Source organism: Prochlorococcus sp. ALOHA_ZT_50, assembly GCF_022447305.1.
Taxonomy (GTDB): domain Bacteria; phylum Cyanobacteriota; class Cyanobacteriia; order PCC-6307; family Cyanobiaceae; genus Prochlorococcus_A.
In genome coordinates this window covers 62,810-87,151 of the sequence record NZ_JAKVCI010000008.1, presented here as the reverse complement: position 1 = coordinate 87,151, position 24,342 = coordinate 62,810, and the positions used below count along the sequence as shown (strand labels likewise).

Genomic DNA, 24,342 nt, shown 5'->3' with positions numbered 1-24,342 from the left:
GAAGCTCTTGACGAATCTTTTAATGCAATTAAAAAATAACCATTTACTAGTCTTTCTTTAAAGAAAAATAAGTAAATGATTAAAGCTTTGAGAAAAATTATTTTTTAATTATCTTTTACCACCAACTATTACTGGTGGAGTACCTCCTTCTGAACCTGGCAAGCCAGGAACAACTTGAGTACTGCCATCCCATTTGTCTAGGAATAATTTAAAAAGTACTTGATCGTCGAGACTTCTATTTAATGTCTCATATCTAAGTGCTTCTTGTTCAGCAATTTCAACTTCTGTCTTTGCTCTTAGTAATTGCTGACCAGCTATTTGCTTTTGTTCAATAGCAGCTCTATATTCTTCAGCAATCTCTAATCCAGTAAGATCTAAACTTTTAACATCTACATAATCGAATGAGTTCAGTTCTTGCGCAACGGTATCACCTACTTTTTCAGAGATTACGGCGAATTCAGTAGCAATTGTTTCTAGCTCATATTGAGAAAAAACTGATTTTAAAGCTTTTAGCAAAGATGGCTGAACAATTTTTTGATAAACATCGCTATTTCTACTTGCAATTGTTGCAAAAATCCTTCCTGCTTCGTTAGGTTTTACTGAATACTTAACAGTAGCTGTAGCCCTAATAACTTGAAGATCTTTAGTTAAAGTTTCAAATTTTTCGGGTTGAACTTGAGTTTTTATATCAAATGGATATACAGACTGAATAAATGGAAGTTTAAAGTTTAAACCAGCTCTCCTAGAGGGGCCACTTACTTTCCCTAGTGTTGTAACAACTGCAACTTGTCCAGAAGGTACAACAAATAATGATTGGGTGAGCAAAAGAAAGCCAGTAAAAGACAATACAATCAGTAATGTTGCTGTCCCACCAGGACCTGTTGGTGTGACATTTTTAAAGGATGTTGACATTAAATTTTTTCTTTTAATTAATCATATTTAAATAGACTAATTAGTGCATTAATAAGGCATTTAATTAAAATATTTTTTTAATAATTGTAAAAAGAAATATAGAAATAATTATTTAATATTTGATTTCAATTCTTGCAAAAGTTGTAAATAAAGTTCCTCATCTATCTCCCTAATGTCATATTCAGAGGGTAAAACACCATGCTTATGCTCATGTACCGCCATCCAACAAAATTTCTCTATTTCTTCTTTTGAAAAACGAGGATATTCTTTTACTTTCTTAATCAATGATTTAATGAGAGATTCTGAATAATCTGCCATATTTTAAAAAATAATCTTACTAAAGATCTTATCTAAAGTTATTAGCTTTTAGAGGAATGTTCAAAGACTCTTCCAACTCACTAACAAGCTTAATTGCTAATTGAAGATCATTTTTGCTCTTACTAGCAACTCTGAGTGTTTCTCCATTGATGCTGACATTAATTTTTTTTATTTGATCTCTAATATTTTTACTGATTTTTTTTGCGATTTCTTGTTTAATTCCTTGTTTTAATAAAATTGTCTGTTTTACTCTATTACCACTAACCATTTCAATTTCACCGTAGTCAAATATTTTTAAAGATAAGTTTCTTTTTATTGCCTTTTGTCTAATTATGTCATTAACAGCATTTAAGGTTAATTCGCTATTGGTGATTATAAAAATATTTTCTTTATCTAAATCAACTGAAGTGTCTGTGCCCTTCAGATCGTAACGCTGAGAAATTTCCCTTTTTACTTGATCCAAAGTGTTTACTAATTCTTGTCTATCAAAATCAGAAACTACATCAAATGAAAAACTTTCTGCCATAGTAAATTATTAAACGCTAAATATTATTAGCATAAATCATCTTTTAATAAGGGGAAATGGATTAATTTAATCAAAAAATAACAAACTAACCACTTTGCCCATTTCTTCAGCACATCTACAACTATTTAGCAAAGTTTCACTATCGTGAAAGGCAAAGCATATTAATTGATCGCACCTAGTAATAATTTCTTGATTACAAAGACTGCTTGCAAGTGGCAAAGGTAATTCATCATTTTCACTTTTTTCAACCAAATGCATAACCCTTTCAAGTTGATCCTTTATTTCGGGTATTTGTCTATCAAGACTTTGTGGTAATAAGACAGTTAATAATGATGGATTAATATCTAAGACAGCTCGAATAACAGCTGCATTGACACCTTGAGATCCAGAAGTAAGGATATTATGTCCTTCCTCTGCTAACGACCTTGCTATCAACTCAATTAAGTGGATATCTACAACCGGTACGTGTCTACTACCTAAAAAAGCAATTCTCCTTTTCCCATTATCTTGGAGTTTTGCAAGTTCTTGAGCTAAGGCATCAACACCTTCAGTTGCTGGTAGATCTAAAGAGCGACTCAAAATAATATAGTTCCTATATTTGAAATTAGCATTTATCTGAAAAATTGCAGGGAAAATCTATCTTTTCGAGAATTCTTTTTAGATTTACATGCTCTTGAACTAATTGAATAGCATAAGAAGCTTTAATTGATTCATGTATTCTGACATGACCAAAAGCTTGTTCAATAATTTCTACGGAGGAAAGAGTATCTAATTCCACCTTTAAAATTGGCACCTCCAATTCCTCCGCTCTATGAATCAATTGTGACAAAGGATCTCCTAAACCAGTTAAAATAAGGCATTGAGTCGAAGCCTCCAAAGCAGCAAGTTGGATATCAGTTCTATCAGCTCCAGTAACTACAGCCATATTTCGTCTTCTCCTGAAAAATTCCATTGCAGAATTTACCCCCATTGCACCAATACTTAATGTTTCAACAAGTAATTGATCTTTTTCAGGGCAACAAATTACTTGGGCATCTAGTCTTCTTACAAGCTCACCGACGGTGACACTTCTAAGAAGTGGTGATTTAGGCATCACCCCAAACACTTCAATATCCAGATCTTTAAGAGAAGGTATTATTTCATTTTTAACTTTTTCGACTTCTTGCGGCAAAACTCCGTTCAATACAACTCCAGCCAATTTCTCACCTAATTGTTTTTTCGCATCAAGTAATGCATCCACGCTTTTACAATCTTCCCATAAATTCACAATTAAAACTTCAGCATCTAAATCCTTAGCTAGTTGTGGGAGACTTAAGCCATAAATCATACCTTCATGAAGACTTCCAGCTGCCTCTAAAATATTCAGACCTTCAAAATCATCATTAACCAATCCTTCAATCTGATCAAAACCTTTTCCTGGGAGTAAGTCTTTATTAAAGATTCTTTTTTCAGCTGATATATTATCCAATAATCCTACTGAAGAAATTAAATTCTCCTCTTCGATATTTAATGTAGATCCAATAAACTTAACATCATCATCTATTAATCCTTCATAAGACATTGAAGGAAGATTAGTAAGTTCAATACATGTTGCTAGAGGTTTTCCTATGCGTACTTTTTTTTTCTTCTGTAAAAGTTTTTTTGCTATCCCAAGAACCATTGCAGACTTACCACTAAATGGCTCACATGAGCCAATTAATAATATATCGCTCATAATTTAGTAAATTATTTATTAATAGGTTTAAGATAATATTTTTTTCAGAACTAAACAAATATTTATTTATGAGTTTTAATCAAATAAAAAAATAAATAATCTTTTTTTGGTAAATTTATTTTAATTCTTTGGTATCTCATAAAAATCAAGCAAAATGATAAATTCAACCAAAAACGAAAAAACTATAGGGATTACTGGAGCCTCAGGTGCGCTAGGGAAAGAATTAACAAAGTTGTTTCGTCAAAAAGGATATAAAGTGATTGGATTTACTCATAGTAAAACTAATTATGAAATAAATCTTGAATCTCCAAATGAATGGATTAAATGGGAATGTGGGAAGGAGTCGTCATTAAAAAAACAATTAGAAAAGATAGATATTTTAATTTTGAACCATGGTATCTATGATTTGAGTAGAGAAAATTCCAATTATGAAAACTCAATAGAAATAAATGCATTAAGCAAATTCAAATTTTTAAATTTATTTGAAGATATTGCTCTAAGCAATGATTCACTAATAAAAAAAGAGATTTGGATAAATACATCTGAAGCAGAAATATTACCCGCCCTAAATCCGTCATATGAGATTAGTAAATCCCTTATTGGTCAATTAGTTTCTTTCAAAAAAAATCTTCTGGACAAAAATACAAAGAAAAAATTAATAATTAAAAAAATCATCTTAGGGCCTTTTAAATCAGAACTAAATCCTATCGGAATAATGAGTCCCAAATTTGTTTCTAAAAAAATTTATGATTTAGCCAATTCAAAAAATTATTTAGTAATAATTAGTCCAAACCCTTTAACCTATATACTTTTCCCATTGAAAGAATTTTTTAATTTTTTGTATTGCCAAATTATCTATAACTACAAATCATAGTTTTTAGAAATCTCTATCTGTCAATATTTCAATACCATCTTTTAAAACAACTATTGTATGCTCCCATTGGGCCGATAATTTTCCATCTTTTGTTATTACGGTCCATCTATCATTTAATGTTTTGCAAAATTTAGTCCCTTCATTAACAATAGGTTCCACAGCTAATGTCATTCCTTCACGAAGGACGACGTTGGGCAATTCTTTGGTCCGAAAATTAAATACCGATGGTTCTTCATGAAGATTTCTTCCAACTCCATGACCTGTATAGTCTTCTACAACACTAAAGCCATTTTTTACAACAATGTCTTCGATTTCCCCAGCCACATCTAGAAGTGTATTCCCTGCCTTGATTTTCGAAAGCCCCGCATACAATGCTTTATAAGCTATATCACTAAGTTTTTGAGCCTTTGGACTAACTTCTCCTACACAAATTGATATACAACTATCTCCATGGAAACCATCTAAATATGCCCCTGTATCAATTTTAACCAAGTCACCATTTTTAATTATTTTATTTTTACTTGGAATACCGTGGACAACCTCATTATTAATACTAGAACAAATACTAGAAGGGAATCCATGGTAGCCCTTGAAACTTGGCACAGCTCCAAAACTTTTTATCCTCTTTTCTGCGAAATCATCTAAATCTTTTGTACTCATTCCAGGTTTAATTAAGTCATTAATTTCCCTCAAAACAGTTGCTACAATCCTGCTAGATTTTTTCATCAAATTTATTTCACGTGAAGACTTTATTTCAATTCCTCTTCTCCTCTGAATAAAAGGAACTTGATCATTAGCTTTGGAATTATTTTTATTTAACAAAAGATCTGCAAAATGTCTCATTGGAATAAATAATAGTAATAGGTAAATATCTTCAAAATAGCCTTTATGGTCTTGGCTACCTTAAATCTATCAATAACAATGGGAAAGAAACAAAAATGAAAACTTTATTTAATTCTAGGCAATTTCATAAGGCTTTGGCGCCCTGGGTTTTTCTTCCATTATTTATATCTTCAATTACTGGTCTTCTTTATAGGGTTTCAAAAGATTTACTAGGTTACTCTAGAGAACAAGTTCATTGGTTAATGTCTCTCCATGAGGGCGAATGGCTTGGAGATAATGGAGAACTTATATACGTAATATTGAATTCCCTTGGAGTTTTATGGATGCTCGTAACAGGATTCCAAATGTTTTCAAAAACAATTTCATTTACCAAAAAGGTTACTAAAGGCGAGTCAAAAGGTTAAGATATAGAACTTGTAGGATAAAAAAGACCAAAATGGCCAAAGAGAAACAAGAGAAGGAATTAGAAACCGGTATTAAAGCTGACGCATCAGTTGATGTAGCAGTTGAACAAAAAGAAAAAAATACGGTTTCTGAGACTACGCAAACCTTAAGCGCATCCAATCTTATTAAGGAATTTGAGAATGAACAATTAAAAAAAGAATTACCTGAAATATATGTTGGGGACACTGTTAAAGTTGGAGTAAAAATTACAGAAGGTAATAAAGAAAGAGTCCAACCTTATGAAGGTGTTGTCATAGCAAAAAGGCATGGAGGTATTAACCAGACTATTACAGTTAGAAGAATTTTTCAGGGTATAGGTGTTGAAAGAGTATTTATGCTACATAGTCCACAGGTTGCCTCTCTAAAAGTTGAACGTAGAGGTAAAGTAAGAAGAGCTAAGTTATTCTATCTGAGAGATAGAGTAGGAAAAGCTACTCGCGTAAAACAACGCTTTGATCGATAAAGTTGTAAATTAATCAACTTATTGGTCACAAAGACGCTTATAATCATTTAAATGCGTCGTTAGTTCAGTTGGTAGAACGCAGGTCTCCAAAACCTGATGTCGGGGGTTCAAGTCCTCCACGACGCGTTTGATCAACATTATGTAAATCATTTTTTCATAAGATGGAGTTAGATCTTCAACCTGGGGACGTAGTTAAAGTCCTCGAATCAGCAGCTTTAGGATGGGTTCGTGCAAGAGTCATCAGAGTTAAGTCTGGTGGGAGAGTTGTCGTACAAAGTGACCAAGGCAGAGAATTTACCGCTAGAGGCAACCAAGTTAGGTTGATAGAACCTGCTGGTTTTAGACCTCAAAAATAAATAGTTGTTTACACTAAGGCAGTTAAAAAACTAATTATTTCTGTAAATCCTCAAATTAATAAATTTTTTTTATTACAACCCCATAAATTAAGTATTATGATCTGATAATTTTAAGAATGAAGTTCTAAATAAATTTAGAACAAAACTCTGGGACCGTAGTTCAACTGGTTAGAGCACCGCCCTGTCACGGCGGAAGTTGCGGGTTCGAATCCCGTCGGTCCCGTTTTTTCTAAAAGAAATTTGGAAAAACGTTTAAGACTAGCCCCGAGTCCAACGGGTTTATTTCATATTGGGACAGCGCGAACAGCACTATTCAATTGGTTGTATGCACAAAAAATAGGTGGAAAATTTCTTATCAGAATAGAAGATACAGATTTTCTTCGATCTAAATCTGAATATACAAAAAATATATTAGAGGGCTTGAAATGGCTTGGACTTAAATGGGATGAAGAACCTATAAAGCAAAGTGACCGAATTTCGATTCACAAAAGTTATATCAAAAAGCTATTGGAATGTGGAGCTGCATATAGGTGCTTTACAACAGAAGATGAAATATCTGAATTAAGAGAAGAACAAAAAAAGAAAGGATTACCTCCAAAGCATGATAATAGACACAGAAGTCTTTCAAAAGAAGAAATAGAAACATTCATATCCCAAGGGAGGACTTCAGTAATAAGGTTTAAGATTGATGAAAAAATTGAAATTAAATGGGTAGATCAGATAAGAGGCGAAATCAAATGGCAAGGGAAGGATTTGGGTGGTGATTTAGTTTTGTCAAGAAGGGCAAAGGGATATGAGATTGGAGATCCTTTGTATAATCTTGCAGTTGTAGTTGATGATAATTTCATGAATATTACTCATGTTGTAAGGGGTGAAGACCATATCTCGAACACTGCAAAACAAATATTGATTTATAAAGCATTAAATTTTAATTTGCCAACTTTTTCGCATACACCCTTAATACTAAATAGTGAAGGGAAAAAATTATCTAAGAGAGATTGCGTTACTTCAATCGACGAATTTAGAGATATGGGATATTTACCTGAGGCCTTATCGAACTATATGGCCTTTTTAGGTTGGTCTCCAAAATCTGCCGACAGAGAAATACTTTCACTTGAAGAGATATCTGAAATTTTTGACTTATCAGAAATAAATAAAGCTGGAGCCAAATTTAGTTGGGAAAAACTCAACTGGATTAATTCTCAATATATAAAAAATATGGAATCAATAAAGTTAATTGAGATCATGAGAAAATACTGGGATGACAATGGTTGGGAGCCGCCATCTCAAGAATGGGCTAATAAATTAGCAATTTTGATTAGAGACTCTATGACTCTTTTAAAAGATTCAATTGATCAATCAAAACCATTTTTCTTAATACCTACAATTCAAAAAGAAGGTCAAGATTTTCTGGAAAACCGGGAAAGCAAATTATCTTTAAAACTAATCTTAAATTATTTAATTGAGCAAAATACTATAAAACTAAATAAAGAGAAAGCCAAAGAAATAATAAACGAAATCTCAAAAAAGCATAATATTAAAAAAGGGATATTAATGAAATCATTAAGAGTAGCCTTTTTTGGATCTCTCAGTGGGCCAGATTTAATTCAAAGTTGGGAGCTTTTCGCAGAGAGTAAAACTGATAGAACTCGAATTGAAAGATGTCTTTAATCAATCAAAATTATTTTTTTGGCCTAATTTAAGTCTATTTACCAAAGGTTTAGCTGAAAGTCCTTGTATTCCTACTGTCATCAAAATAGTAAGAAAAACTAAACCTTGTAGACGGCCAGCCCCAAGGATACCAGCCTGCTCTAATCTGATAGAAAAAAGAGAAGCTACAGCTGCAGTAACAATACCTCTTGGGGCTAACCAGGCTAAAAATATTTTTTCTTTTAAGTTCAAGTCTCTCCCCATTGTTGCTATCCAGATAGAGATAGGGCGAACAATTACCATCAACATAAAAACGCAAACAACCCCTCCCCAGCCAAGCGGACTTAATTCACCCCAAGAAACGTCAGCGGCCAAAAGAGGGAAAAGAACTGTTATTGCTAATTGAGCTAATTCACCTATTAGATTATCCAATCTCTCCTTATCTATAACTTCTCTTTTGCCTACAATAAAACCTGCCGCGACTGAAGCCGGCAAGCCTGATTCTGGTAAAAAATATTCGCAAATTCCATACACAAGGAAAATAAATCCAAGGGTAACTTGAAGCTCTATACCAAATGAGGCTTCATTTTTTATTTTTTTTAAAATTTCTGATAGTAACCATCCTGCACTTAATCCGATTAAAACTCCTCCCCCTAATCTTTGCATTAATGCTATAAATACATCGTTAATCCCACGAAGGTCCCCTAAAGTCAGTTCTAAAAGCAGTAATGCTAGTACTGCACCAATTGGTTCAAGCAACAACCCCTCAGCTTTTAAAACTTCCGAGAGTGGGGAAGCTAATTTTATTTGTTCCACTAATGGAGAGACAACTGTTGGTCCAGTAGCTAGAACTATGGCACTATATATTCCTGCGACTTGCCATGAGAGGCCAGCCAGCCAATGAGCAATAAAAATTCCAGCTGATAATGAAATAAAAAGTCTTACCAATGAAATTTTCAAAACAGTATTTCTTATATTCCCCTCAGGCAGTTTTAAATTTAATCCCCCTTCAAAAAGAACCAAACAGACCAAAAGCCCCACAATAGTTTCAAGCCCTTGCCCGAGATCTAAAGGCTCAACAAGTCCTAATCCTGATCTTCCAATGAATAATCCAGAAAGCAATAAAATAACAACACTTGGGAATCCTGTAAAAGAAGAAAATAATCGAGCGCAAGCACCTGCAAATACAGTTATCCCCCAAAGTAATCCAAGCCTTTCAGGCGTCATATAAAATTATAAATAATAAAAATATTAATTATTTTGATTAAATCAATAATCTTATCTCAAGTCCAATAAATACAATACTTTTTAATTTAATTCATCGGCTGAACAAGAGTATTTTAAAAAATTCTTTCAAAAATACTTTTAAGAAAATTAATTTTATTTCTATTAAGAAAACTGGCTTATTAAAGCAATAATTATAAAAATAATTCCTATACCAACAGTTGCCATCCTTCCATTCCATATTTCAGCTTGAGGGGTAAAACCTCTTTTCCACAAATTCAGTTCCTTTTTATCAACGAAGTTTTTTGTCTCTTTAATCTCGATTTTAGGTTGTTTGTTCATTGAAATTAGAAAGGAGGGTTTTCTTCATAAAGGGTATTTGCTTGTTCAATTGATAGTCTTCCTGCGACACCTAATTTAAGGGAACTTAAATGATCCTTAAATTTGATCCTGAACAACGCCGCCGCTCCAATCATTGCCGCATTATCTGTACAAAGATCAAGAGGAGCTAAATGAACTTTAATAGATTTTTTACTAGCTTCACTAATCATCATTTTTCTTAATGTATTGTTAGCAGCCACTCCCCCAACCACAACTACATTATCCAAGCTATGATCTTCTGCGCATTTTATTGTTCTCTCTACCAAGACCTCTGCCACTACTCTCTCAAAACTTGCAGCAATATCAGGAATTGGAACGGTCTTCCCATCCAAATTTATTCTCTCAACTAATCTTAATACGGCAGTTTTTAGACCACTAAAAGAGAAATCATATTTAAGAAATCCACCTTTTTTATCAGAAATCCTACATTTTGGTAAATTAAATTTCATTGGGTCCCCATTTTTAGCAATCTTTTCAATTGCCGGTCCTCCTGGATAACTAAGACCTAATAGTCTGCCAACTTTATCAAAGGCTTCTCCAGCAGCATCATCAAAACTTTTCCCAAGTCTTTGCATTCCCCTTCTATCATCAACCTTTATCAATTCAGTATGCCCGCCGCTAACAAGTAATGTAAGAAAAGATTTCTTTGGATAGTTTTCTGAAAATAGAATTGAAGATAAATGCCCCTCCAAATGATGAATTCCCAAAAATGGTTTTGAATGTAACATGCAAAGTGATCTTGCAGTTATAGAGCCAACTCGTAAACAACCAACTAATCCAGGAGCTACAGTTGATGCAATATAATCGACTTCCTCAATTTTGATTTTTGATTCTTCTAAAGCCTTATCTAAAACAAAAGGTAATAACTCTAAATGCTTTCTAGCTGCAAGTTCAGGCACAACTCCTCCCCATTTTGAATGATCTTCAATTTGAGAGGCAATTATATTTGAATGTATTCTGAAAGTATCGCCAATATTAGAAACTATTGAGACAGATGTCTCATCACAACTTGTTTCAATAGCTAAAACTTTATGCATTTTTGATTCAACTTGTTCTATTTTAATATTAATTTCTTACTTAACACACTATAAGGAATTAAAGATTGCAACTTATGAAATTCTTTTTTTCAATCATAACCTCAGTTTTTCTGTTCCTCGGAATTACTCCAATTGCTCTAGCTGCAAATGGGCCTGCCTTAAACGCAGATAGAGCTAGCACAGAATATACTGCTTCAGCCCTCACAAAATGCTCTGAAAATCCTAAATTCATTGAGAGAGCAAATTCTGCAACTACTCAAAAAGACATCGCAAGATTTGAAAGATACGGAAAAGCATCATGCGGAGATGATGGTCTTCCACATTTAATAATTGGACCTCCTCTTGAGCCATGGGGAGCCCTTTTAAATAGAGGTCATGAAGGAGATTTACTTATTCCAGGAGTATTGTTCATTTACATTGCTGGAATTATAGGTTGGTCAGGAAGAGAGTATCTGATTGAATCAAAAAAGACTAAGAATCCAGCAGATCTTGAGATCATTATTGACCTAGACTTAGCCAGAAAATGTCTTGTAAAAGGAGCGCAATGGCCTCTTCTTGCTAATAAACAAGGTAGAAATGGAGATTTAAGAGAGAAAGATAACAATATTACACTTAATGGTCCTCGCTAAACATCCTTAAAAACTTTCATAAAACAAATGTTCAAAATTCTAAACACAAAATTTGTCAGATCTGCTCCAGTGGTAGCAGCAATTTGGCTAAGCCTTACAGCTGGAATAATTATTGAATTTAATAGGTTTTTCCCAGATTTATTATTCCATCCAATGAGTTGATAAATAGAAAATAATCAAGTTTTTATTAACTTGATTATTTTTTTTGCTGTTTCATCAACATTGTGATTTGTTAATGCAAAATCAAATTGATTTGATACTGAAATCTCATAATTAGCCCTTGAGAGTCTTTTTTTAATTGCCTCTTCTTTTTCTGTACCTCTATTTCTTATTCTTCTCTCTAACTCTTCTTTATCCGGAGGAAGTAAAAATATTGACAGTGAATTAGGAAACTTATTTTTTATTTGCCTTGCACCCTCTACTTCAATTTCAAGTAGTACGGTAAATCCCTTTTTTATTTTCTCATTAACAGAAGACAAAGGCGTTCCATAGTAGTTTCCAGCAAATTGAGCCCATTCAAGGAAAAGGTTTTGTTCAATCATTTCTTTAAACTTTTCTTGGTTTAAGAAATAATAATTTTCTCCGTCCTTCTCTCCCTCTCTAGGTTCTCTAGTAGTTGCAGATATTGAAAGCCAAAAATTTTTTTCTTTACCTAATATTTCTTTAACAACTGTTCCTTTACCTACCCCGCTGGGTCCAGTAAGGATAATAAGTTTTTTTTGATTTTTCATATTAAATTTTTTACAGTAAAATAAACATCTTGTGAATTAAAAAGGAATAATGCAAAAAGGTGTTCCACAGATAATGGATATTACATCTATTAGATCTGTCTTGCATTATTTGACAAAGAACATCTTACCTACAAAGTTTGAGACTGCCCAACAACCAGAGCCTAATACAATTCAATTATGTTTCAGAGGAGTTGATTCTCAAACATGGTTAGAAGTTTCATGGAATGGAGACTCTCCTAGAATACTAAAGATAAATAAGCCAGAAAAGATTGGGAGAGAAAGCACACTTTCTAAACAAATAAGATACGGATTAAAGTATATGGCTTTAATTTCGATTGATCAAGATGATTTCGAGAGAGTTATAAAATTTAGTTTTGCGAAAAAACCTGGAGATGAAATTAATAAGTATTTAATTTTTGAATTAATGGGAAAACATAGTAATATTTTTTATCTGGATAATAAACATAAAATAATTGCCGTTGGTAAACAAATTAAATCAAGTCAATCTAGTTTTAGAACAATTTCAACAGGATCAATTTATTCTGGCCCTCCAGTCAATCTCAAAAAACAACCTAGAGAAGATGAGTCTTTTCAATCATGGAAAGACTCAATTTCAATAGTACCTGAGTCTTTGAAATACTGTTTAATAAATACCTATCAAGGAGTAAGCCCTATCCTCACAAAACAATTAGAGGTTGTTAGCGCAACTGTTAATTCAGAAATAATGGAAAAAAATATTGATTTCATTAGCAACTCAGACTTAAAGGAGATATTTAAAAATTGGAAGATTTGGATAAACAGGTTTAAAAACAATAACTTTAACTTTTCTACATTCAACAAAGATTTTTATTGCGTTTGGTTTTTTGATAAGGAAATTAATTGCGAAAATAAAATAGATTTATGCACAAGCTTAGAGAATTATTATGATTATCATCTGAAACAAAAAAAACTTGAATTATTGGAAAAGAAAATTGAAGGGATAATTTTTAAACAGACCAATACTGAGAAAAAGAATTTAAATATTCAATATGATCTTCTGACAAAATCAGAAAACTACGAGATATATAAAGAAAAAGCTGATAATATATTCTCTTCACATGAAATTAAAAAACAAGACATTATAAAGGGACAAAAACTATATAAAAAATCAAAAAAACTAAAGAGATCTAGAGAATTAATAAAAGAAAGATTAAGTATTTACAAAACAAATATAGAGAGATTAGACGAATTCACTACGCTTCTAGAAAATTTAAATTCTTTAAATCATGAAAAACTTTTTATGAGAATCAAACTACTAGAAGAAATTATGGAAGAAATTTGTAACGAGTTTAATATCAATATCAAGAAGCAAAGAGAAGATCAGAAAAGTACATATGAGATAGAGTCTTCACCAATTCAAGTTGACACTCCCACAGGATTAAAGCTTCAGGTAGGGCGAAATATGAGGCAAAATGATTTAATAAGCTTTAAGTTCTCAAAAAAAGGCGATTTATGGTTTCATGCACAGGAATCACCAGGCAGTCATGTAGTTTTGAAGTCTTCATCTCAAGTAGCATCTGAACAAGATCTTCAAATAGCTGCAGATTTAGCTGCTTTATTTAGTAAGGCAAAAAGAAACATTAAAGTTCCAATTAATTTAGTAAAGATTAAAGATTTGCAAAAAATCAAAAACGGAGGACCGGGTTGCGTTTCCTTTAAAAATGGAGAAATTATTTGGGGAAATCCTACAAGAGGAGAAGATTACATTAAAAAAAATCTTAAAACAGTAATTTAGTTTATAATAAAAAAAATTTTTAAATCTAAATGTTTGATTTTCTTTTGGGCACTCATGAATTTTTAGGAAATCATAGTTTTCCAGAATTTATTGTTGGATATCTATTTGGTGCTGCATTAATAATTGGAGCTCCTACTGTTTTCTTACTACTTGCCTTCGTAAGCGCTTTAATGAAAACAAATGGGAAAATGGGTGGATATAGAGAATATGAAACTTATGGTGAATCATCTTTAAATGATGCCCCTCCTTTCTTATTACCAGATCCAACAAATCCTAAATTAAGCAAATAATTAAGTTTATCGAAAAATAAATTGGACTTTGACAATAGTAGTTTTAAACCTTTTTCTTACACAATTTTTATCAAATAATAATGAGAGGTACAGGTCAAAGTGAAAAAAAATTATCAGATTCGATGACTTTTAGTGATCATTTAGAGGAGCTTCGTCAAAGGATACTAAACTCAATTTACTCAATACTTATTTCAATATTCTTTAGTTTTCTCATCATAAAGCCATTAATATCTTTTTTAGAAATCCCAGCTGGTGATATTCATTTACTACAACTTGCTCCAGGAGAGTTTTTATTTGTCGCTATTAAAGTTGCAGGTTACAGCGGATTGATAGTTTCTATGCCTTATATTTTTTATCAAATAATATTATTCATTTCTCCTGGTTTAACAAAACAAGAAAAAAGCCTTATCTTGCCTGCAGTTTTTGGTTCAGGTCTTCTATTTTTTTTAGGATTAATTTTTTCATGGTGGATATTAGTCCCTGCAGCAATAAATTTCTTCATTAGTTTCGGTGCTGATATTGTTGAACCAACTTGGTCTATAGAAAGATATTTTGATTTTGTTCTCTTATTAATGTCTAGCACTGCAATAGCTTTTCAATTGCCAGTATTACAATTTATTCTTGGTTCTCTTGGAATAATCACAACAGAAAAAATGATTTCGAATTGGAAGATAGTTGTAATTTCCTCTGCAATATTATCTGCAGTGATTACCCCTTCAACAGACCCATTGACTATGTCATTGCTATCTATATCGATTGTGTTTTTATTTTTTGTGGGTACTGGATTAACTTACTTATCAGAAAATCTTAAGTCAAAAACTCTTTCATCTTCTCATTAAGATTTAATTGCAAGCTGACAGCTCTACCTAACCTTGGCTTAGCATTGACTTTCTTTAGCCATTCCCTTACTTCTTCTGAATATCCACATCTATTTAAAATCTCGATTTTATCAGCTATCGATTTTTTATATTCATCTTCACTTAAAGGGAATGATTCCTGTCCAAGAAATCCCCACATCATTTGAAAATACACGAATTTTCCTCTTCTAAAGAGTCTAAAATCATATTTTTTTCCCCAGCGATGAATCAAATAATGTATAACTTCATCTACTAGCAATGGGTTCATTTAAATCAATTAATTAAGACTTCCTAAACTTTTACTTTAAATTATTAAAAGTCCTATCTATTTGCAACAGAAATTGAACAATTTGCTCCATAATAACTAATAAATAACAGAACCAAGTAGCGAATGACTCAATTAAGTTCCAATGATGTCCCTTCAATGGGTCGAAGGCAATTTATGAATCTTCTTACATTTGGTACTGCAACTGGTGTAGCTTTAGGAGCCCTTTACCCTGTAGCGAATTATTTCATGCCTTTAAGAGCAGGCGGTGGTGGAGGTGGAACTTCTGCTAAAGATGAATTAGGGAATCCAATAACTAAGACAGGTTGGTTAGCTACCCATCAAGCAGGAGACAGAAGTCTAGTTCAGGGTCTAAAGGGAGATCCAACTTATTTAATAGTTAATGAGGGTGGGGAAATAGGAGAATTTGGTTTAAATGCAATTTGTACTCATTTAGGTTGCGTTGTCCCATGGGATAGTGGTGCTAATAAATTCATATGTCCTTGTCATGGCAGTCAGTACGATACTAACGGGAAGGTAGTAAGAGGGCCTGCGCCTTTATCTTTAGCTCTAGCTCATGTCGATATTGAAGATGATGCTGTACTCGTCAAACAATGGTCAGAAACTGACTTTAGAACTAATGAAAATCCATGGTGGGCATAAAAAAATGAAAGGTCTTAAAAATCAAATCATGAAAAAAACAAGTTTATTTATCTGTACTCTGCTTTTCATTTCAAGCATTGTATTTTATCCAGAGATCAGTTTTGCTTATCCATTTTGGGCTCAGCAAAACTACGAATCCCCAAGAGAAGCCACAGGTAAGATAGTCTGTGCAAATTGTCATCTAGCTCAGATGCCTACAATTGCAGAGGTTCCACAATCTGTTGGAGCAGACAGTGTTTTCAAAGCTGTAGTCAAAATACCCTACAAAAATGATTTAAAAGAGATAGGGGCTGATGGTTCGGAAGTCCCATTACAAGTTGGTGCTGTTGTAATGCTGCCTGATGGCTTTAAACTTGCTCCACAAGAAAGATGGACCGAAGAAATAAAAGAGGAGACAGAAGGGGTTTATTTCACTAATTACAGTGAAGAGAAAGATAATATCATTATTGTCGGACCTTTACCTGGCGATACCAATAAAGAAATCGTTTTCCCTGTACTTTCCCCTGACCCATCCACTAATAAAGAATATCACTATGGGAAATACTCGTTACATATTGGAGGCAATAGAGGTAGAGGTCAGGTATATCCAACTGGAGACAAGAGCAATAATGTAGTATTCACTTCTTCCACCGCAGGAACTATAAATTCAATAGAAACAATTGAAGATGGTAGCTATCAAGTCAATATAGAAAACGATAATGGTGAAATAACTACTGAAGCAGTGCCTGTTGGTCCTCAACTTATCGTAAAAGCGCAAGACAAAATTAATGTAGGTGACCCTCTTACTAATGATCCCAACGTTGGTGGCTTTGGGCAATTAGATGCTGAGGTTGTACTTCAGAGCCCTTATAGAGTTATTGGATTGATTGCATTCTTCATTGGTGTAGGCTTAACACAAATACTTTTAGTATTAAAGAAAAAACAAGTAGAAAAAGTGCAAGCAGCAGAGGGTATCTAACTTTCTCTAAATGCTTATACTTCAAGCTTTTATACAATCTCCAGGAGAAACTTTTTTAAATTTAGGATTTATAACTATTAGATGGTACGGACTTCTTATTTCGGTTTCAGTTTTAATAGGCCTATTTGTCTCTAAAAAACTAGCAAAGGCAAGAAATATTAACCCAGAGTACATTAGTGAAATACTTCCATCATTAATAATCTCTTCAATAATTGGAGCTAGAGCTTATTACGTAATTTTTGAGTGGAGGCAATATAGCGGAGAGAACTTTTTTACTTCTTTTGAACTATTCAATAACATCATTCAAATACCTTCTTTTCTTGCAGTTTGGGAAGGAGGCATAGCAATCCATGGAGGTCTAATTGGAGGATTAATATCTATTATCTATTTCTGTAAGTCGAAAAAAATTAATTTAAAAACTTTTATAGATATATTAATACCCTCGATTATTCTTGGACAATCAATAGGAAGGTGGGGAAATTTTTTCAATAATGAAGCCTTTGGAGTTCCTACAAATTTGCCTTGGAAATTATTTATACCTATCCAAAATAGGCCTTTAGAATTTCTTAATTATGAATTTTTTCATCCTACATTTCTCTATGAGTCATTGTGGAATCTTTTAATTTTCATCGTCCTTATTATTACCTTTAATAAACAAAATAAAACAGATTTTTTCAGGCCTGGCTTTATTAGCTGTCTTTATTTAATAAGTTATAGCTTTGGAAGATTCTGGATTGAAGGTTTAAGAACTGACCCACTATGCATTGGTGGACTTCCACCTTTCTGTGATGGCGGTATAAGAATGGCTCAATTTATAAGTATTTTTCTATTTTCTTCTGGATTAATTGGAATATTTTTTTTAAGATTGAGAACATATAGTGGGAAAAATAGAAAGAATGGATAACAAAATATCCTTTATTGGTGTTGGTCCAGGCGATCCAGAATTATTAACTTTAAAAGCATTAAAAAAGATAAAAATTGCAGATGTCATTATTTGGACTGATTCTCTAATTCCTGAAAAGATTTTAGATTCTGCTAAAGAAGGTTCTGAAAAAATAAAAACGAGTTCGCTCAACTTAGAGCAAATCACCTCAATTATGATAGAAAAATTTCAGGCAGGGAAAACTGTTGTAAGGTTGCATGATGGAGACCCTTGCCTTTTTGGAGCAATTAGAGAGCAAATCGAAATTTTAAAAAACGAAAAAATTGAAATCGAGGTTGTTCCTGGAGTAAGTGCTTTTCAAGTTGCTGCAGCATATCATGAAGCTGAGTTAACCATCCCTGACGTAACGCAAACAATAATTTTAACTAGAGCAGGAGGGCGAACAGGGATGCCCGAAAAAGAATCTCTGAAAGATCTTGCGAAACACAATTCCTCTATATGTCTATATCTAAGTGCTAGGCATGTGAAAAGGTCTCAAGAAACTTTACTAGAGTTTTACCCTCCAGAGACTAAAGTGATTGTTGGATTTAGAGTATCTTGGGATGATGGTTGGACATCATTAATAGAATTAAAAGATATGGAAAAATTTTCTATTGAGAAAAAACTAATTAGAACAACCATTTACATAATTAGCCCAGCAATTAGTAATTCTCAAAAAAGATCTAATCTTTATAATCCATCTTATAAGCATCTCTTTAGGAATAAATAATCTTAAAGTTGATAGAAAAATATTAATTACTATAATTAGTAAAAATTTATTTGCTTTGAAAGAAATAAAATCTGTTTCGGGAATCAACAATAAAGGAGGAGATTCCTCTTTAAAGAGAATCGGAAATTTCATTAAAGAGGCTAGGTTAAGTAAAAATCAATCAATTGAAGAATTGGCTTCTGATTTAAAAATTGGAGCTCATCAACTTGAAGCCATAGAAGAAGGTAATGAAGAAAAACTACCTGAAAAAGTATTTATCAAAGCAATGATTAGACGGATTTCACAGAAGCTAAAACTTGATACAGAATTTTTAATGGATGAATTCAAGACAGAGAGGAAAGAAGTGAAAATTGAAGAAATAGTTGAAGAAGTTTCCAAAAAAAATTATAAATCTAGGCAATCTAAGAATTTTAATCCACTAGGATTCCTAATATTTATTTTAATTTCAGGCTTTCTCGGACTAATCGCCTCGTCCTTAATTTTCAATTTATTTTCAGATTCTTCTCAGAATCAAACTCCAAAACAAGAACTTATTAAAAAAACTAAATAACTTTTAATTCCAAATTCTTTAGTTCTTTTATTACATTACGGCATAATCCTAAGTTCCATTTTTCAAGAAGAAGATCATGGTTTCTATCTAAAGGTAAAAGTTGAAATGTAAGATTATTTTCCTGCAATTTTATTTGAACTGAGGAGATCACCTTGTCAGGTCTTTGATCAAGAGCTGCTGCTAGTCTCAGGATTAATGACATTTCAAGAACTAATGTTTTATCTTCTTTGGATATTAAATTTTGCCAAGACTCATGTCTTTTCTTGGGTAGAGTCTTTCTATGGTACCTAGCAATTGAAGCAATAATATTTGTTTCTGCTTCAGAATATCCCAACAACTCACAATTTTTTATTAAGTACCAAGAGTGTTTGTGATATGAACCAACATTCACGTATTTCCCACAATTATAAAGATTAGAAGCTGCCCAAAGAAGTTCTTTAGCTTTAGGGTCATTATCGCTATGAAAGATATTTTTAGTCTGATCATAGATTTGAAAGGCAATATCAATAACTTTCTCAGCTCTTGTATTATCTACTCCAAACTTTCTGGCCTGATGAACTATAGTTGTTTTTCTAATATTGCTTTGAATATTTAACTCGTTTTTAATTATCCCTTTACGAAGCATCCAATCCACAACCAAACCCTCTCGAAGCGCCCTCTCACTTATTATTAATTCATTAAAGTTCAACATCTCCATTGCGGTGTTTAATATCAATGCTCCTGGAATAATTATTTCTGCTCTTCTCTCACTTAATGAAGGTATTTTCTTGATTTCCGAAACTGGCAATTTAATTAGTTTTTCCAATACATTTTGTAAATTTTCCCTTTTAAATTTATAACCATGCAACTTTTGTTTAGATTCTCCCAAATCATCTGAAATCAAATTTCCTAATGAGGTTGCAGTGCCACTGGTTGCAATCATAGATAAAGGCTTATCTCCCTTAGATCTACTCTTTATTTTTCGAACAGATGGTTCTAAAGATCCTTTAATAAAAGTTGTTAGAAAACTCGATCTTTCTGAATTTATAGACTCTTTATTTAAAAAATCATTTTTAAGTCTTACCGCACCAATTCTCGAACTGGTAAGAGCTATAGCATCTTTTTTATCTGCAAGTATTAATTCTGTAGATCCTCCTCCAATATCTATGATTACAAAAGACTGATCTTCAAAAGCCATACCAGAAAGAACACCAAGGTAAATTAATCTGGCTTCCTCAGAACCACTTATCATTTCTATTTGAATATCAGTTTCATCAAGAACTCTTCTAATAAAATCTTGACCGTTTGGAGCTTCCCTAACTGCACTTGTTGCTGCTGTTACTATTTGTTTTACTCCATTACTTTTACAATATTCCTTAAATCGCTTAAGAGTAACTAATGCTCTTTGGATTGATTCTTCAGTAAGATTACCCTCCTCATCTCTTTCTCCAAGACGAGTGGTTGATTTATCAGTGAATTTTATTGAAAATGATTTTAATTCTAGATTAATTTCTGCTACCAAGAGATGTGTAGAGTTAGTTCCAATATCTATAGAAGCTACTAAAATTTGCTTTTCTTGAAAATATCTTAAATCTTGTTTCTGTATCATTTCTTTTTATAAGATGCAGATATCTTTAATCCATTAATAAATATACCCAAGATTGATTATTAAATAATAGAAATCATTTAATCCTAGTAAGATTATTTAAAGTTATGAAATATACAATAGGTCATATGCAAAATAAAAATCGACAAATTAAATTAAGTACTTTTTTTGAATTATTAAGGTGGAATAAGCCGACTGGAAGAATGATCTTACTTATTCCTGCTGGATGGAGTTTATATTTAACCCCAGATGCTAATCCAACATTTTTAATGTTGCTAAGAATAATACTGGGAGGACTACTAGTAAGTGGATTAGGCTGCGTGGTTAATGATATTTGGGACAAAAAAATTGATCAAAGAGTTGTTAGGACAAAAAATAGACCTCTAGCTGCAAATAAAATCGGTCTTAAAACAGCTTATTCAATTCTTTTCTTTTTAATTTTATGTAGCTTCTTTTTAACTTTGTCACTACCTCAGCCTGGAAGAATCCTTTCCATTTCACTTGCTTTTTTAGCTTTACCTATTATTTTAATTTATCCTTCTGCCAAAAGATGGTTTAAATATCCTCAATTAATCTTATCCATATGCTGGGGTTTTGCTGTCTTAATTCCCTGGGCCGCAAATGAAGGCAATTTAAATAGTATTGTTTTATTATTTTGCTGGCTAGCTACCATTTTTTGGACTTTTGGCTTTGACACGATTTATGCTTTAGCAGATAAAAAATATGATATCAAAATTGGAATAAATAGTTCCGCTGTTAACCTCCAGAACAATACAAGAATAACTATTCAAATTTGTTATTTTTTAACTTCTAGTTTTCTCGCATTATGCGGATTTATTAATCAAATGGATTTTATTTTTTGGCCAATTTGGCTTACAACGTCAATCTTAATGCAGAGAGATATACTAAAAGTATTTCCTGAGGAAAAGCAATCAATAAAAAATATTGGGAATCACTTCAAAAATCAATCAATTTATGGAGGAGTCCTTTTATTAGGAATTATTATTGCCTCATAAATTCTAAATATGGTTTTTAGATTAAAAAAAGGGGATTTAATAGATATTTTAGCTCCAGGCTCCTTTATTGATGAAGACGAAAATTTTCAAAAAGGCATAGAAATCTTAAAAAACTGGGGCTTGGAAATTAATGAAAATAATTCTCTATCAAAAAAATTTGGTTATTTTGCAGGTGATGATCTAACTAGATTTGAAGAACTGGAAAAAGCACAAAATAGTAAGCTAATCATTTTTGCAAAAGGAGGCTGGGGTTCAGCAAGACTTTTAGAAAAAGAACCTTCTTGGCAGCATGGTTTAATGCTTGGATTCTCAGATACATGTTCTTTATTACTATCTAAATATTCTCAAGGATTTATAGGTTCTATTCATGGGCCCATGGTTACTGGCCTTTTCAAAGAGCCAGAGTGGAGTCTTGAGAGATTAAGAAATTTACTTTTTGAGGGATATGTTGAGGACATAAGAGGAATTCCTTTAAGAGGTGGGAAAGCTAAAGGAGAAATTATCGTTTCTAACTTAACTATTGCTACTTTTTTAATTGGTACTAATCACTTTCCAGATTGCAAAGGGAAAATAATAATTTTTGAAGATATTAATGAAGATATTTATAAAATTGATCGCATGTTGACTTACCTCAGAATGACTAAAACACTTTCTGAAATTGCTGGTATTGGATTCGGAAGTTTTTCTAATGATTCCTGCGACCTTGAATGGAAAGATTTACTAAAAAACTGCATTATTGAAAGACTCCAAGAGTTTGATTTTCCTATTCTTTTTGACCTCCCAATAGGCCACATATCGGGAAATGCTTGCATTCCTTTAGGATACGAAGCCACCTTAAATGGTGATGATGGCATTCTTAGTATCGATACACCTTTTTAACTAGGGGTTCTTCACAAAAAGTTTTGCTATTTTCAAATCTATAGGGGATGTAATTTTTATATTTGAATAAGTTCCTTCAATAATCTTCACTTTCCAATTAAGCATTTCGAATAGTGAGGCATCATCTGTGACTTTCCAGTTTTTATCAATTGCCATCTTATGAGCTTTTTTTAATCTATCTACTAAAAAGCCCTGAGGAGTTTGCGCTGCCCATAAATAATTTCTATCTGGTGTTTCTTTAATAAAACCTTCATTATCAACAATCTTTATTGTGTCAGTTACCTTAGTAGCCAAAATTACAGCTTCATTTTCATCTAATTGCTTGGCACAAAGGTCTATCAATTCAGGATTAATTAGACATCTAGCACCATCATGTATTAAAACTTTTTCAGCATCTTTTGGTAACGCTTTTAAACCATTAAAAACTGACTGTTGTCTGGTGTCACCACCATTAATCCAATGAACTTTATGGGCAAAATCCTTTGCTGAATTTAATAATAAATTTTTATCTTTCGGTTGCCCAATTATTCCAACCCAATTTGTTGAGCTTGCAGAAAATACAGATTTAAGTGTCCAATAAATCAAAGACTCTCCCTCTAAATCAATAAGTAATTTATTTTTTCCAGCTTTCATTCTGCTACCGCTCCCTGCAGCTGGTATTAAAAAGTGCACAATAGAAGGTCTTAATATTTTCTAGACAATTATAAATAAAAGCAATATCTTTACACAAATAGTACTACGATTGAAAATTATAAAATTTCATAATGTCCAATACAGATTCATTATCAGGCAAAGTTGCTTTAATCACTGGAGCTAGCAGAGGAATTGGTAAAGAAATTGCTTTAGAACTAAGCCGCTTAGGAGCAGAAGTTTTTATTAATTACTCTTCTTCTGATGAAAAAGCTGAAGAAGTTGTAAATTCAATAAAAAATTCGGGAGGTAAAGCTCATAAATTAAAATTTGATGTATCAAGAGAGGATTCTGTCAGTTCAGCTTTTGAAGAAATCATAAAAATTAATGGTTCCATTGATATTCTTATTAACAATGCTGGTATTACTAGAGATGGACTATTGATGAGAATGAAATCGGAACAATGGGATGATGTACTAAATACAAACTTAAAAGGAGTTTTTCTTTGTACAAAATATGCTTCAAAATTTATGATGAAAAAAAGAAGTGGTAGTATCGTAAATATTTCATCTGTTGTTGGAATAATTGGTAATCCCGGTCAAGCAAATTATTCTGCAGCTAAAGCTGGAGTTATTGGATTCACCAAAACTTGTGCTAAAGAATTTGCTTCAAGAGGTATAAACGTAAATGCAATAGCTCCAGGCTTTATAGAAACAGAAATGACTGAAAAACTTAATACTGAAGAGATACTTAAAGTTATCCCTTTAGGGAAATTAGGAAGTTGTACTCAAATTGCAAACTTAGTGTCATTCTTAGTTTCAAGTGATGCAGGAAGTTACATTACAGGGCAAACAATCAGTATAGACGGGGGTATGAGTATTTAGTTATGTACTTTCATAAGGCTGGCCTAATTCATCTCTCAACCTTCTAATTTTTTGTAAAAGTTTTAGTCTTCGACTTCTAGCAGTTAATGTCAAGAAAAATCTTAAAGGAAAGTATATTAGTGTCATAGCAATCGCGAGGATTGCGGTAAGAGTAAAAATAAGATTATTTGTTTCTTCCATAACTTAAAGATACTCTTATTTGAGTTAATTTGTATGTCCTATTAAAAGAAATTCGGC

At 32.4% G+C, this 24,342-nt stretch carries 32 protein-coding genes and 2 tRNA genes; 20 read left to right on the top strand and 14 right to left on the bottom strand.

Features of this window, described 5'->3' with window-relative positions; all coding sequences use genetic code 11:
• Positions 1-108: 108 nt before the first annotated feature.
• The 5 genes from MK115_RS02850 to MK115_RS02830 all read right to left on the bottom strand — a co-directional run bounded on the left by MK115_RS02850 (position 109) and on the right by MK115_RS02830 (position 3,470).
• Positions 109-912: a prohibitin family protein gene (locus tag MK115_RS02850; RefSeq protein ID WP_287609025.1), complete on the bottom strand. Its 804-nt coding sequence runs from the start codon at positions 910-912 to the stop codon at positions 109-111.
• A 108-nt stretch (positions 913-1,020) separates the two neighbouring features.
• Complete coding sequence (locus MK115_RS02845; protein WP_287609023.1) at positions 1,021-1,230, bottom strand: DUF8662 family protein; 210 nt, start codon at positions 1,228-1,230, stop codon at positions 1,021-1,023.
• A gap of 28 nt (positions 1,231-1,258) precedes the next feature.
• On the bottom strand, positions 1,259-1,756 hold the full coding sequence (locus MK115_RS02840) for a YajQ family cyclic di-GMP-binding protein (protein ID WP_287609022.1): 498 nt from the start codon (positions 1,754-1,756) through the stop codon (positions 1,259-1,261).
• 66 nt (positions 1,757-1,822) lie between these two features.
• The gene (locus MK115_RS02835) at positions 1,823-2,335 is read right to left on the bottom strand and encodes a hypothetical protein (protein ID WP_011817989.1); all 513 of its coding nucleotides are present in this window, start codon (positions 2,333-2,335) and stop codon (positions 1,823-1,825) included.
• 25 nt (positions 2,336-2,360) lie between these two features.
• Positions 2,361-3,470, bottom strand: a complete 1,110-nt coding sequence (locus tag MK115_RS02830; protein WP_287609018.1) for a DRTGG domain-containing protein — start codon at positions 3,468-3,470, stop codon at positions 2,361-2,363.
• A gap of 154 nt (positions 3,471-3,624) precedes the next feature.
• On the opposite strand from MK115_RS02830, the gene MK115_RS02825 reads away from it, so the two are divergent.
• Positions 3,625-4,344: an SDR family oxidoreductase gene (locus MK115_RS02825; protein ID WP_287609016.1), complete on the top strand. Its 720-nt coding sequence runs from the start codon at positions 3,625-3,627 to the stop codon at positions 4,342-4,344.
• Positions 4,345-4,347: 3 nt separating this feature from the next.
• Here MK115_RS02825 and map read toward each other — a convergent pair whose 3' ends face one another.
• Positions 4,348-5,187 (bottom strand): type I methionyl aminopeptidase, encoded by an 840-nt coding sequence (gene map / locus MK115_RS02820; RefSeq protein ID WP_287609014.1) that lies wholly within the window; start codon positions 5,185-5,187, stop codon positions 4,348-4,350.
• Positions 5,188-5,282: 95 nt separating this feature from the next.
• Here map and MK115_RS02815 point away from each other — a divergent pair, with 95 nt between their 5' ends.
• The 6 genes from MK115_RS02815 (at position 5,283) to gltX (ending at position 8,121) form a co-directional block, all read left to right on the top strand.
• A complete protein-coding gene (locus MK115_RS02815; protein WP_032519451.1) occupies positions 5,283-5,591 on the top strand; it encodes a PepSY domain-containing protein in 309 nt (102 codons plus the stop codon).
• A gap of 32 nt (positions 5,592-5,623) precedes the next feature.
• Positions 5,624-6,094, top strand: coding sequence for a 50S ribosomal protein L19 (gene rplS / locus MK115_RS02810; protein ID WP_287609010.1), 471 nt, complete (start codon positions 5,624-5,626; stop codon positions 6,092-6,094).
• Between the two features lie 53 nt (positions 6,095-6,147).
• A tRNA-Trp gene (locus MK115_RS02805) sits at positions 6,148-6,220 on the top strand.
• A gap of 35 nt (positions 6,221-6,255) precedes the next feature.
• Positions 6,256-6,450, top strand: coding sequence for an SH3 domain-containing protein (locus tag MK115_RS02800; RefSeq protein WP_002807701.1), 195 nt, complete (start codon positions 6,256-6,258; stop codon positions 6,448-6,450).
• 149 nt (positions 6,451-6,599) lie between these two features.
• Positions 6,600-6,673: transfer RNA gene (locus tag MK115_RS02795), tRNA-Asp, on the top strand.
• A gap of 17 nt (positions 6,674-6,690) precedes the next feature.
• The gene (gltX, locus tag MK115_RS02790) at positions 6,691-8,121 is read left to right on the top strand and encodes a glutamate--tRNA ligase (RefSeq protein ID WP_287608986.1); all 1,431 of its coding nucleotides are present in this window, start codon (positions 6,691-6,693) and stop codon (positions 8,119-8,121) included.
• Here gltX and MK115_RS02785 read toward each other — a convergent pair whose 3' ends face one another.
• The 3 genes from MK115_RS02785 to tsaD form a co-directional block, all read right to left on the bottom strand.
• The gene (locus tag MK115_RS02785) at positions 8,122-9,327 is read right to left on the bottom strand and encodes a cation:proton antiporter (protein WP_287608985.1); all 1,206 of its coding nucleotides are present in this window, start codon (positions 9,325-9,327) and stop codon (positions 8,122-8,124) included.
• Between the two features lie 162 nt (positions 9,328-9,489).
• On the bottom strand, positions 9,490-9,666 hold the full coding sequence (locus MK115_RS02780; RefSeq protein WP_025933243.1) for a high light inducible protein: 177 nt from the start codon (positions 9,664-9,666) through the stop codon (positions 9,490-9,492).
• Between the two features lie 5 nt (positions 9,667-9,671).
• Positions 9,672-10,742, bottom strand: a complete 1,071-nt coding sequence (gene tsaD, locus MK115_RS02775) for a tRNA (adenosine(37)-N6)-threonylcarbamoyltransferase complex transferase subunit TsaD (RefSeq protein WP_287608983.1) — start codon at positions 10,740-10,742, stop codon at positions 9,672-9,674.
• 74 nt (positions 10,743-10,816) lie between these two features.
• Between tsaD and MK115_RS02770 the strand changes: the two genes are divergently transcribed.
• Together MK115_RS02770 and psaJ are read left to right on the top strand one after the other, a co-directional pair.
• Positions 10,817-11,371 carry a photosystem I PsaF protein (subunit III) gene (locus MK115_RS02770; RefSeq protein ID WP_011817979.1) on the top strand — a complete coding sequence of 185 codons (555 nt, stop codon included), beginning with the start codon at positions 10,817-10,819 and terminating at the stop codon, positions 11,369-11,371.
• Positions 11,372-11,398: 27 nt separating this feature from the next.
• Complete coding sequence (gene psaJ / locus MK115_RS02765; RefSeq protein ID WP_011862490.1) at positions 11,399-11,533, top strand: photosystem I reaction center subunit IX; 135 nt, start codon at positions 11,399-11,401, stop codon at positions 11,531-11,533.
• A 14-nt stretch (positions 11,534-11,547) separates the two neighbouring features.
• Here the strand turns inward: psaJ and gmk are convergent, their stop codons facing one another.
• Positions 11,548-12,102, bottom strand: coding sequence for a guanylate kinase (gmk, locus tag MK115_RS02760; RefSeq protein WP_100883317.1), 555 nt, complete (start codon positions 12,100-12,102; stop codon positions 11,548-11,550).
• A gap of 73 nt (positions 12,103-12,175) precedes the next feature.
• Between gmk and MK115_RS02755 the strand changes: the two genes are divergently transcribed.
• The 3 genes from MK115_RS02755 to tatC all read left to right on the top strand — a co-directional run bounded on the left by MK115_RS02755 (position 12,176) and on the right by tatC (position 15,005).
• A complete protein-coding gene (locus tag MK115_RS02755) occupies positions 12,176-13,876 on the top strand; it encodes an NFACT RNA binding domain-containing protein (RefSeq protein ID WP_287609033.1) in 1,701 nt (566 codons plus the stop codon).
• A gap of 29 nt (positions 13,877-13,905) precedes the next feature.
• Positions 13,906-14,166 (top strand): hypothetical protein, encoded by a 261-nt coding sequence (locus tag MK115_RS02750; protein WP_011376025.1) that lies wholly within the window; start codon positions 13,906-13,908, stop codon positions 14,164-14,166.
• A gap of 80 nt (positions 14,167-14,246) precedes the next feature.
• A complete protein-coding gene (gene tatC, locus MK115_RS02745) occupies positions 14,247-15,005 on the top strand; it encodes a twin-arginine translocase subunit TatC (protein WP_025933237.1) in 759 nt (252 codons plus the stop codon).
• On the opposite strand, the gene MK115_RS02740 is transcribed toward tatC, so the two are convergent.
• Complete coding sequence (locus tag MK115_RS02740; protein ID WP_209127690.1) at positions 14,974-15,291, bottom strand: DUF3067 family protein; 318 nt, start codon at positions 15,289-15,291, stop codon at positions 14,974-14,976. The two genes, tatC and MK115_RS02740, sit on opposite strands and share 32 nt — an antisense overlap.
• A 123-nt stretch (positions 15,292-15,414) precedes the next feature.
• Here MK115_RS02740 and petC point away from each other — a divergent pair, with 123 nt between their 5' ends.
• The 5 genes from petC to MK115_RS02715 are packed head-to-tail and all read left to right on the top strand — an operon-like array spanning position 15,415 to position 19,111.
• Positions 15,415-15,951 (top strand): cytochrome b6-f complex iron-sulfur subunit, encoded by a 537-nt coding sequence (petC, locus tag MK115_RS02735; protein WP_011817974.1) that lies wholly within the window; start codon positions 15,415-15,417, stop codon positions 15,949-15,951.
• 25 nt (positions 15,952-15,976) lie between these two features.
• Positions 15,977-16,909: a cytochrome f gene (gene petA, locus MK115_RS02730; protein ID WP_502923585.1), complete on the top strand. Its 933-nt coding sequence runs from the start codon at positions 15,977-15,979 to the stop codon at positions 16,907-16,909.
• Between the two features lie 10 nt (positions 16,910-16,919).
• The gene (gene lgt / locus MK115_RS02725) at positions 16,920-17,813 is read left to right on the top strand and encodes a prolipoprotein diacylglyceryl transferase (RefSeq protein ID WP_287608946.1); all 894 of its coding nucleotides are present in this window, start codon (positions 16,920-16,922) and stop codon (positions 17,811-17,813) included.
• Positions 17,806-18,561, top strand: a complete 756-nt coding sequence (gene cobM / locus MK115_RS02720) for a precorrin-4 C(11)-methyltransferase (RefSeq protein WP_025945723.1) — start codon at positions 17,806-17,808, stop codon at positions 18,559-18,561. The genes lgt and cobM overlap by 8 nt, the downstream gene beginning before the upstream one ends.
• A 55-nt stretch (positions 18,562-18,616) precedes the next feature.
• A complete protein-coding gene (locus tag MK115_RS02715) occupies positions 18,617-19,111 on the top strand; it encodes a helix-turn-helix domain-containing protein (protein ID WP_287608944.1) in 495 nt (164 codons plus the stop codon).
• Here the strand turns inward: MK115_RS02715 and MK115_RS02710 are convergent.
• Entirely contained in the window at positions 19,104-20,699 is a 1,596-nt protein-coding gene (locus tag MK115_RS02710; protein WP_287608942.1) for a Ppx/GppA phosphatase family protein, read from the bottom strand. The genes MK115_RS02715 and MK115_RS02710 overlap by 8 nt on opposite strands.
• Positions 20,700-20,803: 104 nt before the next feature.
• Here MK115_RS02710 and MK115_RS02705 point away from each other — a divergent pair, with 104 nt between their 5' ends.
• Together MK115_RS02705 and MK115_RS02700 are read left to right on the top strand one after the other, a co-directional pair.
• On the top strand, positions 20,804-21,712 hold the full coding sequence (locus MK115_RS02705; RefSeq protein ID WP_502923584.1) for a 4-hydroxybenzoate polyprenyltransferase: 909 nt from the start codon (positions 20,804-20,806) through the stop codon (positions 21,710-21,712).
• 9 nt (positions 21,713-21,721) lie between these two features.
• The gene (locus MK115_RS02700; RefSeq protein ID WP_287608940.1) at positions 21,722-22,591 is read left to right on the top strand and encodes an LD-carboxypeptidase; all 870 of its coding nucleotides are present in this window, start codon (positions 21,722-21,724) and stop codon (positions 22,589-22,591) included.
• Here MK115_RS02700 and ispD read toward each other — a convergent pair whose 3' ends face one another.
• Positions 22,592-23,263 (bottom strand): 2-C-methyl-D-erythritol 4-phosphate cytidylyltransferase, encoded by a 672-nt coding sequence (gene ispD, locus MK115_RS02695; RefSeq protein ID WP_287608938.1) that lies wholly within the window; start codon positions 23,261-23,263, stop codon positions 22,592-22,594.
• 92 nt (positions 23,264-23,355) lie between these two features.
• On the opposite strand from ispD, the gene fabG reads away from it, so the two are divergent.
• Positions 23,356-24,105 carry a 3-oxoacyl-[acyl-carrier-protein] reductase gene (gene fabG, locus MK115_RS02690; RefSeq protein WP_025931480.1) on the top strand — a complete coding sequence of 250 codons (750 nt, stop codon included), beginning with the start codon at positions 23,356-23,358 and terminating at the stop codon, positions 24,103-24,105.
• Here the strand turns inward: fabG and MK115_RS02685 are convergent, their stop codons facing one another.
• Positions 24,106-24,285 (bottom strand): hypothetical protein, encoded by a 180-nt coding sequence (locus tag MK115_RS02685; protein ID WP_011862475.1) that lies wholly within the window; start codon positions 24,283-24,285, stop codon positions 24,106-24,108.
• Between the last annotated feature and the right edge of the window lie 57 nt (positions 24,286-24,342).